This is a genomic window from Flavobacterium sp. B114r (assembly GCF_056824125.1).
Window position 1 is genome coordinate 1820580 of sequence record NZ_CP124858.1, and the last position, 15612, is coordinate 1836191.

Here is a 15612-nt window from a genome sequence, read left to right on the forward strand (position 1 = left end):
AACTAGTAGAAACTTTTTTTTAAATAATACAAATCGATGTTTCTATATGTTGAAAATTATCGCAACAACAATTCACAATAACAAAAACGGGGCTAAATTTTAGCCCCGTTTTTTATTATATAGTGCAGACAAAGTGCAAAACAAAACACGAATTTCACAAACTATTTAGTGTCAATTAGTGAAATTCGTGTTCAAAATTAAGTAACAATATTTACGTCCAGACTGTCGATTTTTTATTGTAGTTACTTTACCAGTTTCTTGAAATTAAACTTCATTAAATTCATAAAACCCTGTTCTATAATATCGATTCCCAGTCCAAAATTACTATCTGCAACTTCGTGATGTGCATTTCTGAATTCTTCAAAATCAGCTGGCGGAATTTCTAAATTTACCAATGGTTTAAAATCGATGTAAACCGATGCGCCATTTTTTGTGATTTTTTTGCGGCTTGTATAATCAAAGTATGGATTTTTGATTGTGCTTTCCTGAACCGTAAATTTTTCTTCTACATCGATTCTTTGGTCTGTATAAAGATTGATTTCATATTTTTCATTATCAAAATTATGCCAGAACGTGATATCTGTGTGCAAAAAGTCCCTTGCATTATTTTTAATCACATTGCGGTCAAAATACATGACAAAACGATTTTTTTGTGCGTCTGCAAAATACGGATCTTCAATCGTAGCTTTGTATTGAATCGTATACTCGTTCAGTTTTTTGTCATCGCTTAACGTTTCGATCGTTGTATCTTTGAATATATTTCGAACGTCAGTTCCGTTCCTGTCATTGTTGTAATTCAATGTATAAAAAAAGAAATTATTCCAGCTGTCTATGATTTCTCTTTTGTTGGTGTTCTTAAAATACTTGCGCATATAATTAGCACGATTTCCTTTGTAAGTCGTCGTTAAGGTAAGTTTACCGATGTTTTTTTCAATGTTAAAATCAGCTTTTTCATTGATACCATAATATGGGAATCGATGAGAACTTTTTATTTGCAAATCCTGATTTGGTTTAACCTCAAGATAGTGCATGAAATAAATGAACCCACGATTTTCTATCAATCCAAATTCATCGCGACTCGTTGCATCAATAAAATACGTTTGCTCTTTATAATCGATTTTTACTATTACATGATTAAAAGTAAGTAAAGAGGGCAAATAATATTTCAGGTAATGATCAGTATTAAAATTCACCAAAACCACAGACGAATCAACCTTGATATAATCCAGGATTACCTTCAGTAAAACGCATTTTGCTTTACAATCTCCCTGTTTATTCTGATATGTTACAGATGGTTCCTGCGGTTTATGACCGTTCATCTCATCCGCATTAAAAACATAGTAAACATGATTTTGTACATAATCAATGGCAAATTGCAATTGCTCATCTTTGTTAGTAATAGCATCTATTTTTTCAACCAAGTTTGGGGCAAATTCCTGTAAAAATGATTTATTATAAACCTCTTCATATAACGGAGAAATATAATTAGACAAATCGGCCCAGTTACTATCAGTAGCAAAATCTATAAAAGGAGCAATCTCGCGATTAGTATCTACAAAGTTGATATAGTTTTCTTTTTCAATAGTAAACTTTTCACCTTTCTCTAAATAGTTGATTTCCGGAGCCAATACATTCCCATCCTCATCTCTGAAAAAAGTTTTTTTGTAAGCAATCCTGTTTTTACGGTCATTGATAAAAGTATAATTATAACTTCCGTAAGCCCAATAAGTACTTGGACTTACCCAAACAAACTTAGAAAATTCCTTGCGTAAAAAGTCACGTTCCGTAAAGACCTTCACTCTCGAATCCTCCATGATCAAAACATCATAAAGGCGTAAATCTTTTATGGTAATATTGATTTTTTTATTACTGCTCAAAACCCCGCCATCACTTTGGTTTTCGCTATCAAGAACTTTAATTTTAGTATCAGGAATTTTATTAATCAAAACACCTTCTCTCAAAACGCTTATTCTATGTATGATATAAGTTTCATTTTCTTCGACCACGACATCCATTACAGAGGCATTTTCCAGATTTGCAGGTTCGTTTAGAGTATAAGCTACGCAGGCATATTCACTATTTTCTTCATCACTGGTGTAATAGATTTTATCTAAAAAATAGCAATAATCACGCCCTTCGTCTATTTGCTTAGTTGCAAAATCTGATTCTTTAATGTATTCAATAAGTTGACCGTCATTTGTATTGGAAGCCCATTCGGCAGGCTTTTGAATTTTATAATTCTCTGATTGAATTAGATTTTCCATCGCTGTGTTTTTAATATTTTAAATAATTAACATAAGTATAATCTTATATTTGTCAATGGGCAAAAATATAGAATTTTGACAATACTTTACCGATATTAAATTTAATATTCTTATTAAAATGGTATTATTTTATTGACAATTGAAAATTTAAAAATGAGACCAAATAAAAAAACCTCGCTTTGTAGCAAGGTTCAGTATGTTGTAGAAGGATATTTTAAGAATTATTTCAGAACAGTATTTATAAAATCCATAGCGCCAATTCCTTTATAGGATGCAAATAATGCTTTATCAAATGCTTCGCGTTTTATTTTTTTATCTTTCGCTTCACTTATAGTAATCATTTCATTGAAAATCCTTTCCTGTTCTTCACTATATTTTAAAGAAGCTTCTAAAAGGTCAGTTTTAGAAACAAATCCAAAAGAGAAACATATTTTTTTAATAAGCCCCTTGTTTCGTTTTTCTGGATTAGGAATTCTCATGTTTAAATCAATTTATATGTGCTATATAAGAATAGACGTCTTTCTTTATTTTTTGTTACAGTAATTACAATATTAAGCTGTTTTTGAGTTTGTTATCTTCTTTAAAGTTTCTTTTTGAAGATGCTTTTTTGTTGTAGAAACAACAAGTTAAGCGCTTAATGTGTTATTATGACGCAATGTACTTATTTTTTTAATTCGATTTTAATTTTAAGTAAAAATTGTGATTTACACACTTCTGCTGTTGGTTTTTTGTTTTTCAATAATATTGCATGCGAATTTTAAAAAAGAGTCTCAATTTTATTAAAATGAATTAAATTGCGTGATCCCTGAGATAAGAAATTGTAATTAATAAAAATTGAATGGCGAAAGGAATACTAGAAAATAACGAAAATTACCAACCCGGACTTTCTATAGATTGTGTCATTTTTGGTTTTCATGATAATCAGCTGAAAGTTTTATTAATTAAAACTCCTTATGAAGACAAGTGGTCATTACCAGGCGGTTTTGTTCCCATTGATCAGGATATTGATACCGCGGCGGTTACTGTTTTAAATAAACGTACAGGAATTGAAGGAATTTTTCTAAGACAATTTGCTACGTTTGGACGTGTAAAACGAAATGATAAGCATTTTGAAAATAAAATTTTAGAACATCTTAAAATTCCGGAAAAAGCCAGAAAATGGTTTACACAGCGTTTTGTAACTATTGGGTATTATGCCTTGGTTGATTTTCTAAAAGCGATTCCACAAAAGGAAAATAATAAGGGAAGCATTGAATGGATTGACCATAAAGAAGTTCCTGAACTTATTTTAGATCACAAAGAAATTTTGGATAAAGCGCTGCATACGCTCCGAATCGAATTGAATTTAATGCCAATTGGTTACAATTTATTACCCGAAAAATTTACCATGCCTGAACTTCAGAAATTGTATGAGACCATTTTGGATAAAAAATTGGACAGAAGAAACTTTTTGCGCAAGATTAACAACATTGGAATTCTCAATAAATTGGAAGAAAAGAAAAGCAACGTCGCACATAAAGCTCCAAATTTATATGTCTTTGATAAAGATAAATATGAAGAAGTCCTTAAAAATGGTTTGAATCAGGGATGGTAAAACTTATTAGAGTTTTTTAAATTTACCATTAAGATATTCAGATTCATTGAAGTCAGAATTCTTAATCTTCCTTAATCTCTTAATGGTTAAATAAAATTTTTATTGAGAAACAATCGTTCTAAAAGTCAAATTTACTCTTGGTTTAGAAGTTGTTTTTGTTGGCGGTAAGCGATGTAACCAATGTGTTTGAGTAGTATCTTTCATAACCAATAAACTGCCGTGTTCTAATATTAACGCAACAGTTTCTTTAGAGTCTTTATGTTTAAAAGCAAACTTTCTTTCAGCACCAAAACTTACAGAACCAATAGCACCATTCTTTTTTAGGTCTTTTTCGGCATCGCTGTGCCAGGCCATTCCTTCATCACCGGAATGATACAGATTAAGTAAACAAGAGTTGAAGGTTTCTCCTGTTTTTTCTTCAATAACAGCTTTTAGTTCTAATAATTCCTTCGTCCACGGAAGCGCTTTTTTTGTCGTATTCGAATACGTATATTCAAAACCTGAATCGCCATACCATGCTACTTTTCGTTTCGTAATAATTAATTTTCCAAAGATGATAGCTTCATCGTTTTTCCATTCAATATTATTTAATAATACATCCAAATAGTGATTGGCATTTTCTCTTGAAAAAAGTTTACCGTAATAATTTACAGTTCCGTCTTTAGGAAGCAGATTAGTCGTCTCGTCAGTTTCGGGATTAAATAAGTCCATTTTTCCAGTTTTGATATTCGGTTTTCATACAATGTCCGCAAGGTCTGAAACCATTTTGTCTGGCTTCATTTTCAGATAAAAAGAAGACACGATTTTCACGTTTCATTCTTTTACCCGAAGAACATTTTAGTGTTCCGTAAATTTTTAGTTTTCGGTTTCCCCCAAAACAAATTTCCGAATTTTTAATTTTAATTCGGAGATCTGAATCGGAAATCTTATTGTGCTCAATCATAATGTTTGTAAAGTTTTTTTGCCACCGATTAAAAGGATTAAAATGATTAAAAAATCTGCCATATCTGCTAAATCTGCGTGAAAAAAATTATGTATTATATTTTACCGTAATTTTTATCCTGTAGAGACGCACCGCAGTGCGTCTACGCAAAGATTGTTCTCATAGATTAATTACGTGACGTTAGACGCACTGCGGTGCGTCTCTACAGATATACTGTGTGTTAAAACCTTTGTGCCTTAGTACCTCAGCACCTTTGTGCCTTAACTTAACGCATCATGAAAAATAATTCCCAACGTATGTCGTTCGCCGGAATGAATTTCGCTCACACCATGTTTCATATTTACCCGATAATACCCTTTTGTACCTTTTACAGGTCTGAAATTGGTGGTAAAAATCAGAACATCTCCTTTTTTAGGTTTCAAAACAATCGCTTTAGATTGTGCTCTGGGCGTTTGTTCTGTTAAAACAAATTCGCCACCGGCAAAATCCTCGTCAGGTTCATTTAGAAAAAGCACGATCTGAATGGGGAAATAAACATCGCCATATAAATCCTGATGTAAAGTATTAAAGCCACTTTTACCATATTTTAAGATTAAAACAGTTGCTTTAAACTGATTATTGGCGTGACATTGTTCGAGTAATTTTTCATGCGTTTCAGGAAAAATAGTATTTATATTCAGCGCTTTCATCCACGCATTTGCAATAAGAGACAGTTTAGGATAGATAGAAGTCCGGATCGTCTGGATTAAATCAGGCAACGGATAATTAAAATATTTATATTCGCCCAGACCAAAACGATAACGCTCCATTACAACCGTTTTTCGGTATAAAGCCGGGTTATCATAATCGAATTTTAAATCTTCGCATTGTTCGTTATCCAGCAGATTTGGAATAATGACAAATCCGCTTTCGTGCATAGATTCAGTGATGCTTTCCCAGTTTTGAGAAGCAATTTTTGATTGTATATTTTGCATGAGATTAGTTTTAGAGATCTGAATTAGTTTGAACACCTTCCCAGCCAATAATAGCTGTTTTACGGGTGTTTCCCCACATATAACCGCCAAAGGTTCCGGAAGATTGAATCACACGATGACACGGAATCAGAAATGCTACAGGATTACTCCCAATGGCAGTTCCAACAGCACGGGAAGCATTTGGTTTCTCGATTTGGTGTGCGATTGATCCATAAGTAGAAAGTTGTCCCATTGGAATCTTAAGCAGTGTTTCCCAAACTTTCAATTGAAAGTCAGTTCCTTTTAAGTGCAATTTAATTTCAGATAATTTGCTCCAGTCATTCTGAAAAATAAATAAAGCGTTTTGCTGCAATAAGTCTAGTTTTCGTAAGAATGCTGCATTTGGAAATTTGTTTTTCAGATCTTGAAATCCTGTTTCTTCATCTTCTGCGAAAGCCATAAAACAAACCCCCTTATTGGTCGAAGCCACTATAATATTACCAAACGGACTTTCGGCAAAACTGAAATTAATGGCTAAGTTTTTACCGCCATTTTTATATTCAGCCGGCGTCATGCCTTCGATATTTACAAATAAATCATGCAAACGGCTTGTTCCCGATAGTCCGGTATCAAAAGCGGCATCAGACAATGTAGTTTTATTATTTTCTTTGAGGATTTTTTTGGCGTGTTCGACACTTATATATTGCAAAAATTTCTTCGGACTTGTTCCTGCCCATTCCGTAAACAAGCGCTGAAAGTGAAACGGACTTAAATGCACTTTTTCGGCAACCTCATCTAAGTTAGGCTGATCCTTAAAGTTGGCTTTGATATAATCGATCGCATCGGCAATGCGATTATAATTGATGTTTTCCTGTGTGTTCATTTTCATTCATTTTTATAATGCAAATATCGACAGGGTTTTGCGAGGATAAAATCCGAAACTTGCGGAAGTTTTTTGATTAGTTTTTTTATTTCAGGTTTCAGGTTCTCCAACAACTTGAACCCTGAAACTGAACCTGTTTTTACTTTTTGAGTTCCTTTTCCATTTTATAGTTGATAAGCTCAACGCCCAATCGTATGTTTTTTTGTTCGGCTTTTGTATTAAAACCTTTTTTCTCAAAAAATGGTTTTGCCGTTATGCTTACGTCTGCAGAGATTGTTTTTGCGTTTTCTTTTTTGGCTTCAATTTCTAATTCGCTGAATATTTTATCCGCAATTCCCTGTCGTTGAAAATCTTTGTGAACACAGAAAAAATCAATATAATTTCCATCTTTCAAAGTTCCGTACCCCACAATTTTATCATCGACAAGAGCCAGTAAAACATATTGACTGTGTATAACCTTCAGCCAGCGTTCAGTGTCATTAAGTCCGGAAACCCAGGCATTAATTTGCAACGGATTGTAATCGTTTTTGCAAATCCATTGAATGGTTTCGATATACATTTCCTGCATTTCTTTTAAGTCTGAAATAGTAGCTTTTTTGAAATCCATTGTTTTATATTTGAAATGAATAAGTTGAGAATTGATGTCTTATTTTTTCAGGTTGCTTTGGCTTGAAACTTAAAATTTGGAACGATTTATTTACAGTTTAATGCGCTGTAGTTTTAGAAAAAACATTAATTACAATAACACCAGCCATAATCAAAGCTAGTCCTATAATAGCAGGTAAATCTGGTATTTGCTTAAAGAAAACAGCACCAATAATAGTAATTAAAACAATTCCAACGCCGGACCAAATGGCATAAGCAATCCCAACCGGAATGGTTCTAATAGCAAAACTCAAAAAGTAAAATGCAGCAAAATATCCCACAATTGTTATTATACTTGGGATCAGCTGTGTAAATTGCTCTGATTTCTTTAAGGCCGAAGTGGCAATAATTTCGAACATAATGGCAATACCTAAAAAGAAAAAGTTTTTCATGGTTAGCGTTTTTACAAAGTTAGTTTTATTGAGATGAAATCAAGAGAATGGGGGTGTTATTAGAAATTAGCATTATAAACTTTGTATGAAAAACCTTAATTGTTTAATTTGGCTTTCGAGTTGTCGTTTTGCTAATAAATAACTTTTGGTGTCAATACTATTTCGATTTGCGTTTAAATAAGCAAGCTGTTTACGAAGTTCAATTATTTGTTTTTCATCTTCTGTAAATAAAATCGGGGTGCGAATTTTGTCCAATTCTTCAACAATATCATTTGTTTTGCTTAAAACTTCATCCAGCGTCTCTCCAATAACGATTGAACTTTCATATTCTAAATCTCCTGCGTCTGCAGCAACAATACGAATGTTTTTTGGATCTCTAAAATCATAGGCATAAAATATCCCACCTCCATTAAATGCAACAGGTAAAAATAATGGTGTATATTTTGAAAGTTTGTAATCAAAATAATAGTTTCTCATATCAATTAATGAGAAATAGCCAAAGTCGCGGTTTCCGTTTATTATTCCTCCTCCGTTAGAAAATTGTAATAATTCAAGTAATTCATCAGGCAAGAAAAAGTCAGTTGGAAGTTTATTACTCCATATTTGCTGAAGGTTTATTTCAGGATATTCATCTATTAATCTTTTTTGTTTTTTGTAGAAAGTATATTTATCGTACCACATGGTTTAAGATTTATTAATCGTATTTAAATCTACTTTATGAAGAAGTTTTTCAGTATTTGAATCATAATAACGATAGGGAATACTAGGGCCTGAACCACGAAAAGGACCATCTTTGTGATTTAGAAAAGCCGAATATCTTCCGCAGCATTCTAATGTTATGTAACTAAAATTAGCATCACAACTACTAACCTGAACATTGATCCATTGCGGAACTTTGCCATTGCGCCATAGATAATCAATTGCAGTAGATTTTGTAGCAGGATTAATTGAATTTGTTTCATTGATTTTATCATCAGGATAAATTTCTTCATCATTTTCTAATTCATTCCCATCGTAAGAACAATTGGTTTTAATTATGAATTTATAATCGTGAGGTAATTTGTTCGTTACCATTTCCTGAGTAAAATCAAGAAGTCCTTTAAGAGCTTTTTCCAGATTGATTTTAAAATCTTCTTTTGTCATAATTAAAGTCTGCTATTTTATTATAAAGAACTAAAGCGTAATTGTATAATTTCGGATTTTACTTTAATTTTTCTTTGCTTACCAAGACATTTATTACTTAAAAGAATTTTATTTAAAATCGTATTCATAATCTATTTCCTTTAAATCGTCTTCCAGCAATTGCCAATCTTCAATTTCGTCAACAATAGATAATACCATTTCTTTTGTCAAGATTTGACCTTGATAAATTTTGGTAACAGTTTCTAACGGAATTCCGGTTTCCTTATAAGAATCTTCAAAATATTCGGTTGCCCAGTCAATATAAGTTTGTGGGGTGTTGTCAAAAACAGAAAGCAATTCTTCTGAATTGTCATTATAATCTTCGATTATTCCGGTTTCCCAATTTCCCGTTTGATTTGTCCACAAACAAAATGTAGTACCGAAAGAAGCAACAGGTTCACCAAAAATAAAATCATTATAAATTTCAGGTAAGTTTTTAGTCAGGTCACTTTTTTGATTGTGTTGAAATTCGTGAGCAAAACCATTTATTACACAATTGTTTTCAAGAAATAGAATATTCATTAAATCTCCGGATCCATACCTCATTTCGCAATATTCTTCACCTTCTCCCCATTTAGAGTTGTACGAATAATATCGATATTCCCATTCGGGACAAATAATAGCATCTAGAACTGAGATTGCTTTACAGATGCTTTGTAATGAATTTCTATTGGGTAATGATGTAAAGTTTTTTGTAGAAATCATATTTATCTTAGATGAATCTCTGGTTCATTGTTTTTTGCTTCTTCAAAACAATCTGAACATAATATTTTAAAATCGGCATTAGCCTGAAAAACGTCAGTCCATTCTTCTCCGTTATCCAATAACCATTGCTCGCATGCGCCACACCAGGCAATTTCAGGAAGATCTTCTTCGGCTTCTGAATAAAAAAAGCCAACTTTTTCTTTTTTGTCTATTGCCATTGCAATATGAATGCAGGCAAAAGACATATCTTTTGAACCATGTAGGTCACATAAAATTTTTTCGATCATATTTTTATTGTGTGAATTATAGAAAGAGATTTTTATTTTTTCTTGTCTTGCTTTTCTTGTTGTTTTTTTGCTTTTTCCTCTTCCTTTAATCTTTTTTCCTCTTCTTTTAATTTCTTCTCTTCTTCGTGTTGTTTCTCTAATTCTGCTTTTTTGATTTTATCGGCTAGTATCTGGTTTTGCAAATCCTGAATTTTATTCGAACTTTTTTCAATAGCTGTTTTAGATTTACTTATTTTTTCTTCAGACTTTGCAACTTCTTTTTTAGCTTTTTCAATATCTCTTATAATGTCAGAATTATTGTTTTGTGAGCTAATTTCAAGACTTTTTAATTCATCGTTTTTTGTCGTTAAGTCAGCTTCTTTTTGTTTTATTTTTTCCTGAATTTTTTTGAATTTTTTTTCTTCCTTGGCTAATTTGGATTCTTTTGTTTCGATGTTGTTCATCATGCTTGCCATCATACGTTGTTGTTGCTGTTGTTGCAAAAACATTTGATTTTGTTGTCGCACCATTGAATTTGATGCTTGCATTTGCCTTTGCAGACTAGATTGAGCATTAGTAAAAAAAGGCAACAATATTATTAACATTAAAAATAGGCGTGTTCTCATAATTAGGTTTTAGATATTGGGGATTTGAATTTCAAAAGTAAAACTTAAACTTAAGAAACATATATAATATCTGATTAAAATGATGTTATTGGTTTGCGCTAGTACGAGGCATAGGAGCCAATGTCATTAAGTCAGGAGATTTTAGATTGAAGATTAACAATCAAAGATTTCTGATTTGGCGTGATGAATAACTAAATTTGTCGATTTTTTGAGGCTTATCGTTTTTAAGGATTGAATGAGAATCCGACACTAAAAAATAATCTCACTTTGTCTATATTATTAATCCAGGAAGTATCAAAATGAATTGGGCCTAAAATGGACTGATAAGAAATAGCGGCTCCTCCGGATAATACAAGGCTTGGTTCAATGTTATTGTCCCACTTTCCTTTAGGACTAAATGCATCCTTAATGTATTCGTCAAAAGCGTCAAAACCTACAGTTGCAATATTAAAATGAGGAGTCATATATATTTTTCCCATAAGATTTATTTGAGAGGCAAGATTTAAGCCTATATATTGTGTAACATTGAGTTCGTCTTCTTTCAGGCCGGGAAAAGAAAAACGATTACTGCCAGAACTCGGTATAATTCCTCCTAAGAAATATTTTGAAGCATACCCAAGTTCCGAAAATGAGATTTGACTGTCCTTAAGTCTGTCCTGAAAAATAAAATAAGAATCAAAACCAATGATTCCTGTAATCTTCTTATTTATGAGCGCTCTTTTTTCAAAACTAAAACCAAGTTTTGTATATCCATTAGTTGCGCCTGAGGTAGTTGTTTTATCTGGATCATTAAAAGAAGTGTAGACATCTGATAACAATGATCGGGTTACATTTGCCTTTATAATTGTTCCATGTTCAGCAAAGAAAACTTTATCCATATTATTATATGAATAATGCATGTTTACTTCTATGCTGTTTAAAGAGTAATCCTTGATATTGATTGAGTTAGGATTGTATTCTCTGTTGTATTTAGGCTTTAAATTGGTGTAGTGATAATTTAAGCCATAACCAAAATAACTTTTAAGGGAATTTATGTTTCTATTGATTTCATTATTGAACTCAAAAGAGTTATAAAGAATGTTATCTGAGGCTTTGCCATTGATATAAATTTCTTGCCTTAAAAAAGCCCCGTACATTTCAGATGCCCACCACCAGTCTCTGTTTTTTCCAAAATTTTTCTGAAAATTAATTCTTGCTTTTGGCTGCTCTGCAATATCTATTGTTGCAAGAAGCCGGGATGCTCTGGCAAGAACATTTCTGGCGGTATAATTAAAAATGATTCCAACACCTCTGTAAGTATCGTAATGTAATGATGTGTTGAGTTGGTTTTTGGCGCGCTCATATCCAATTATTGTTACCCCAAGTTTGTCGCCATCTTTGATGAAAAAACTGTGCGAGATCTCGTCAAAAAGATTCGTACCCATGGCTCTGTTAATGCCCGCTATTAAATCTTTGGTGGTATATTTTATATTTGTTTTAAGATTTATTCTTCCCAATACCAGAGCAAGATTTTCCGGACTGATTCTTTTGTAAACAATTGTGTCAAGAGTAAAATCTCCGGGTATGTTAGGCAATCGATGAGTTCGTTGCTTAAATCCTTTCAATTGTTCTGATAATGCGATTAAAGCCGGAAGGTTTTCTGTTGTGGCAATTTTACCGTCTTTGTAGATTTCTTCGCTATCTGCAAAATCAGCAGTAGAAAAACGCAAGTTTGGCAAATGATCGACCAAGATCGTGCAGAGTTTTCGGTTTTCAGGATTTTTGATATTACTAGGAAACATACTGGTTTGCGTCAATATAGTCACAAGATTGTTCAGTTTATCTATTGGTTCCAATCCGCCCCCAACATCACTGCCAATGATAATATCCGCGCCCATTTGTTTGGCAACATCTGTAGGGAAATTATTCATAACACCGCCATCAACCAATACTGTTTTTTCGTAGGCCATGGGCTTGAAAATAGCGGGCAATGACATACTCGCTCTCATGGCATAAGCAAGACTGCCTTTGCTTAAAATGACCTCTTTTCCTTCAGACAAATCGGTAGCCATGGCTCTAAATGGTATTGGCAGGCTGTCAAAATCTTTAATATTGTATACAGGATAAGTTAATTCAGAAAGAAGTTCTCTTAAATTTTGATCATTCAAAAGAGAGCCAACGCTGTTTAGTTTTTTGTCCTTAACACCTATTCCGACTAAGTATCTCTGAAATTCTCTTTTTTCTTCTACACTGGCAGATTTTAATGATTGACCTCCGCCAAGCAATTTATCCCAGATAATGTTTTTGGTTAATTTTTCGATGCTATCACCAGAATATCCCATCGCATACAAGCCACCTATAATACTGCCCATACTATTGCCAACAATAAGATCAGGAACAATGTGCAAAGAATCTAGTTTTTGTAAAAGCGGAATATGTGCAATTCCTTTCGCCCCGCCGCCACTTAAAACTAAAACGACTTTGGGTTTCTTTTCCTGAGAAAAAATAATTTGCGGGAGGCTAAATAAAAACAAGAAGAGGAACAAATAAGATGTTTTTTTCAAGATTACAAGGTTTATGTGTTTGATAAATAGGGACTTGTTTTTATTTTTAAAATTAAGAACTTATTTTTTAAAAATATATTTTTTTGTAAGAAATGTGTTTATTTGTAAAAATAAACGATTTGTTGATTCTGGACAAGACAGAGTTGAAATAAAAAACCCTCACATTTCTGCAAGGGTTTCTATAAATCTAAAATCTTAGATCGTTTATCTACAATCTAAAATAGATTAGTATCTGTAATACTCTGGTTTGAATGGACCTTCAACCGGAACACCAATATAAGCAGCCTGATCGTCACGTAAAGTTTCCAATTCAACTCCTAATTTAGCAAGGTGCAAAGCAGCAACTTTTTCATCTAAATGTTTAGGTAACATATAAACGTCATTGTTGTAAGCCGCACTGTTTTTCCATAATTCGATTTGAGCAAGAGTTTGGTTGGTAAATGAGTTACTCATTACAAAACTTGGGTGACCTGTAGCACAACCAAGGTTTACCAAACGACCTTCAGCAAGAATGATGATGTCTTTTCCAGCGATAGTATATTTGTCAACTTGTGGTTTGATTTCGATTTTAGATGCACCGTGAGTTTTGTTCAACCAAGCCATATCAATTTCGTTATCAAAGTGCCCAATGTTACAAACAACAGTTTTGTCTTTCATTTGTTCGAAATGAGATCCAAGAACGATATCTTTATTTCCTGTAGTTGTAATGATGATATCAGCATTAGCAACAACAGTGTTTAATTTTTTAACTTCATAACCGTCCATTGCAGCTTGTAAAGCACAAATTGGGTCAATTTCAGTAACTGTTACAATAGATCCTGCACCTCTGAAAGAAGCAGCGGTTCCTTTTCCAACATCACCGTATCCACAAACGATAACTCTTTTTCCAGCTAACATTAAGTCAGTTGCACGACGAACAGCATCTACAGCAGATTCTTTACAACCGTATTTGTTATCAAATTTAGATTTAGTAACAGAGTCATTAATGTTGATTGCAGGCATTGGCAAAGTTCCGGCTTTTACTCTTTCGTAAAGTCTGTGAACTCCAGTTGTAGTTTCTTCAGACAATCCTTTGATTCCAGGAACCAATTCCGGGAAACGATCAATAACCATGTTTGTTAAATCTCCACCATCATCTAAGATCATGTTCAATGGTTTTCTGTCTTCACCAAAGAATAAAGTTTGCTCAATACACCAGTCAAATGATTGCTCATCAAGACCTTTCCATGCATAAACCTGAATTCCTGCAGCAGCAATAGCAGCAGCAGCCTGATCCTGAGTAGAGAAAATGTTACAAGAAGACCAAGTAACCTCTGCACCAAGAGCGATTAAAGTTTCGATCAAAACTGCAGTCTGGATAGTCATGTGCAAACATCCTGCGATACGAGCACCTGCAAGAGGTTGTTCGTCTTTATATTCAGCGCGAAGAGCCATTAAACCTGGCATTTCAGCTTCAGCTAATTCAATTTCTTTTCTTCCCCAAGCCGCTAGAGAGATGTCTTTTACTTTGAAAGCCACAAAAGGCGTAGTTGTAGTACTCATTTATAGTATATTTGTAATTGTAAAATTTTTGCAAATTTACGGAATAGGTTTTTAATTCTGACTACTTTCCATAAGATTTGTGAAATGTTTAATTTCTTAATCTTTTGAACTTTAGCTAAATAATTTACTTATTATAAGATGATATTAAAAGTTAGGAGCTATTTCCTGCTGTCCGCTATATCTTTTCCTTCCGCCGCGGCGGAAGAAAAAGGATGCCGCTCCCATCAGGGCTAGAAACACCAGACGTTAAATAAGAAGTTCAGTTTTCAAATCCGGAAAATAATTCATAACTTAAAACTCATAATTCATAATTAAAAAAGAATGCCTTTATTTCAAACCATACAATTCAACGCAACTACCAAAATCTTAGTTTGGCACATAACAGAATCATTTGAGGAGTTATTGGGCAAAGTAGTGTTAAAAGAAAAAACGCAGCAAAGACTTAACGGAATGAAGTCTCAAATGCACCAGCGTGCTTTTTTGAGCGTTCGTATGTTGATACAGGAAATGGGTTTTACAGACCACGAAATGCATTATGACGAATTTGGGAAACCTTATTTTAATTGTCACAATCATATTTCGATTACACATTCCCACGATTTTGCAGCAATTATAATTAGTGACGAAACCGTAGGAATCGACATGGAATTGCAACGCGAGAAAATCTTAAGAATCGCTGATAAATTTGTAGATACTGAAAATAGTTATCTCAATACTCAAAACACAACCAATTATATTAAGGAGCTTACTGTAATTTGGGGAGCAAAAGAAGCGATCTTTAAAATCAGAAACGAAAAAGGAATCAGTTTCAAGGATCATATCAGAGTAAATGCTTTTTCGTTAGATAAAAATCAAACAGAAGCAAGTTTGCATTTTAATGATTTGGTAGTAGATTTTGATGTGCATTACAAAGAGATTAAATCAGATACTTCAGGACAGGACTTTACTTTAGTGTATGCTTTTGAAAAACAGGTTTTTTAAATCCCAATAAATAAATTCCAAATTACTCGACGAGTTAGGTAAAACACAATCTTGTCATTTCGATCGAAGGGAGAAATCACACGTGTAATTCTG

17 protein-coding genes are annotated in these 15612 nt (G+C 33.1%); 2 read left to right on the forward strand and 15 right to left on the reverse strand.

Annotated features, from left to right (window positions below):
- Positions 1-242: 242 nt before the first annotated feature.
- Together QLQ94_RS07965 and QLQ94_RS07970 are read right to left on the reverse strand one after the other, a co-directional pair.
- Positions 243-2264, reverse strand: coding sequence for a DUF3857 domain-containing protein (locus tag QLQ94_RS07965; RefSeq protein WP_271337042.1), 2022 nt, complete (start codon positions 2262-2264; stop codon positions 243-245).
- 221 nt (positions 2265-2485) lie between these two features.
- Positions 2486-2743, reverse strand: a complete 258-nt coding sequence (locus QLQ94_RS07970; protein WP_271337041.1) for a hypothetical protein — start codon at positions 2741-2743, stop codon at positions 2486-2488.
- Between the two features lie 359 nt (positions 2744-3102).
- Here QLQ94_RS07970 and QLQ94_RS07975 point away from each other — a divergent pair, with 359 nt between their 5' ends.
- A complete protein-coding gene (locus tag QLQ94_RS07975; RefSeq protein ID WP_271337040.1) occupies positions 3103-3858 on the forward strand; it encodes an NUDIX hydrolase in 756 nt (251 codons plus the stop codon).
- Positions 3859-3957: 99 nt separating this feature from the next.
- Here QLQ94_RS07975 and QLQ94_RS07980 read toward each other — a convergent pair whose 3' ends face one another.
- The 13 genes from QLQ94_RS07980 to ahcY all read right to left on the reverse strand — a co-directional run bounded on the left by QLQ94_RS07980 (position 3958) and on the right by ahcY (position 14538).
- Positions 3958-4569: an alpha-ketoglutarate-dependent dioxygenase AlkB family protein gene (locus tag QLQ94_RS07980; protein ID WP_271337039.1), complete on the reverse strand. Its 612-nt coding sequence runs from the start codon at positions 4567-4569 to the stop codon at positions 3958-3960.
- Entirely contained in the window at positions 4556-4801 is a 246-nt protein-coding gene (locus tag QLQ94_RS07985; protein WP_271337038.1) for an Ada metal-binding domain-containing protein, read from the reverse strand. Before QLQ94_RS07985 ends, QLQ94_RS07980 begins: the two co-directional genes overlap by 14 nt.
- Positions 4802-5061: 260 nt before the next feature.
- Entirely contained in the window at positions 5062-5775 is a 714-nt protein-coding gene (locus tag QLQ94_RS07990; RefSeq protein ID WP_271337037.1) for a 2OG-Fe(II) oxygenase, read from the reverse strand.
- Between the two features lie 10 nt (positions 5776-5785).
- Positions 5786-6637 (reverse strand): bifunctional helix-turn-helix domain-containing protein/methylated-DNA--[protein]-cysteine S-methyltransferase, encoded by an 852-nt coding sequence (locus QLQ94_RS07995; RefSeq protein WP_271337056.1) that lies wholly within the window; start codon positions 6635-6637, stop codon positions 5786-5788.
- Positions 6638-6776: 139 nt separating this feature from the next.
- Complete coding sequence (locus tag QLQ94_RS08000) at positions 6777-7244, reverse strand: GNAT family N-acetyltransferase (RefSeq protein WP_271337036.1); 468 nt, start codon at positions 7242-7244, stop codon at positions 6777-6779.
- A 97-nt stretch (positions 7245-7341) separates the two neighbouring features.
- Positions 7342-7674 carry a DMT family transporter gene (locus tag QLQ94_RS08005; RefSeq protein WP_271337035.1) on the reverse strand — a complete coding sequence of 111 codons (333 nt, stop codon included), beginning with the start codon at positions 7672-7674 and terminating at the stop codon, positions 7342-7344.
- Between the two features lie 72 nt (positions 7675-7746).
- The gene (locus QLQ94_RS08010; protein ID WP_482499476.1) at positions 7747-8355 is read right to left on the reverse strand and encodes an SMI1/KNR4 family protein; all 609 of its coding nucleotides are present in this window, start codon (positions 8353-8355) and stop codon (positions 7747-7749) included.
- Positions 8356-8358: 3 nt separating this feature from the next.
- On the reverse strand, positions 8359-8817 hold the full coding sequence (locus QLQ94_RS08015; protein WP_427402408.1) for a hypothetical protein: 459 nt from the start codon (positions 8815-8817) through the stop codon (positions 8359-8361).
- Between the two features lie 108 nt (positions 8818-8925).
- Positions 8926-9561 carry a hypothetical protein gene (locus QLQ94_RS08020; protein WP_271337032.1) on the reverse strand — a complete coding sequence of 212 codons (636 nt, stop codon included), beginning with the start codon at positions 9559-9561 and terminating at the stop codon, positions 8926-8928.
- A gap of 2 nt (positions 9562-9563) precedes the next feature.
- Positions 9564-9848 carry a hypothetical protein gene (locus tag QLQ94_RS08025; RefSeq protein WP_271337031.1) on the reverse strand — a complete coding sequence of 95 codons (285 nt, stop codon included), beginning with the start codon at positions 9846-9848 and terminating at the stop codon, positions 9564-9566.
- A gap of 32 nt (positions 9849-9880) precedes the next feature.
- Positions 9881-10432 carry a hypothetical protein gene (locus tag QLQ94_RS08030; RefSeq protein ID WP_427402406.1) on the reverse strand — a complete coding sequence of 184 codons (552 nt, stop codon included), beginning with the start codon at positions 10430-10432 and terminating at the stop codon, positions 9881-9883.
- A 245-nt stretch (positions 10433-10677) separates the two neighbouring features.
- The gene (locus QLQ94_RS08035) at positions 10678-12996 is read right to left on the reverse strand and encodes a patatin-like phospholipase family protein (RefSeq protein WP_482499478.1); all 2319 of its coding nucleotides are present in this window, start codon (positions 12994-12996) and stop codon (positions 10678-10680) included.
- Positions 12997-13221: 225 nt separating this feature from the next.
- Positions 13222-14538, reverse strand: coding sequence for an adenosylhomocysteinase (gene ahcY / locus QLQ94_RS08040; protein ID WP_271337028.1), 1317 nt, complete (start codon positions 14536-14538; stop codon positions 13222-13224).
- A 321-nt stretch (positions 14539-14859) separates the two neighbouring features.
- On the opposite strand from ahcY, the gene QLQ94_RS08045 reads away from it, so the two are divergent.
- Positions 14860-15519, forward strand: a complete 660-nt coding sequence (locus QLQ94_RS08045) for a 4'-phosphopantetheinyl transferase family protein (RefSeq protein ID WP_271337027.1) — start codon at positions 14860-14862, stop codon at positions 15517-15519.
- Positions 15520-15612: the final 93 nt, after the last annotated feature.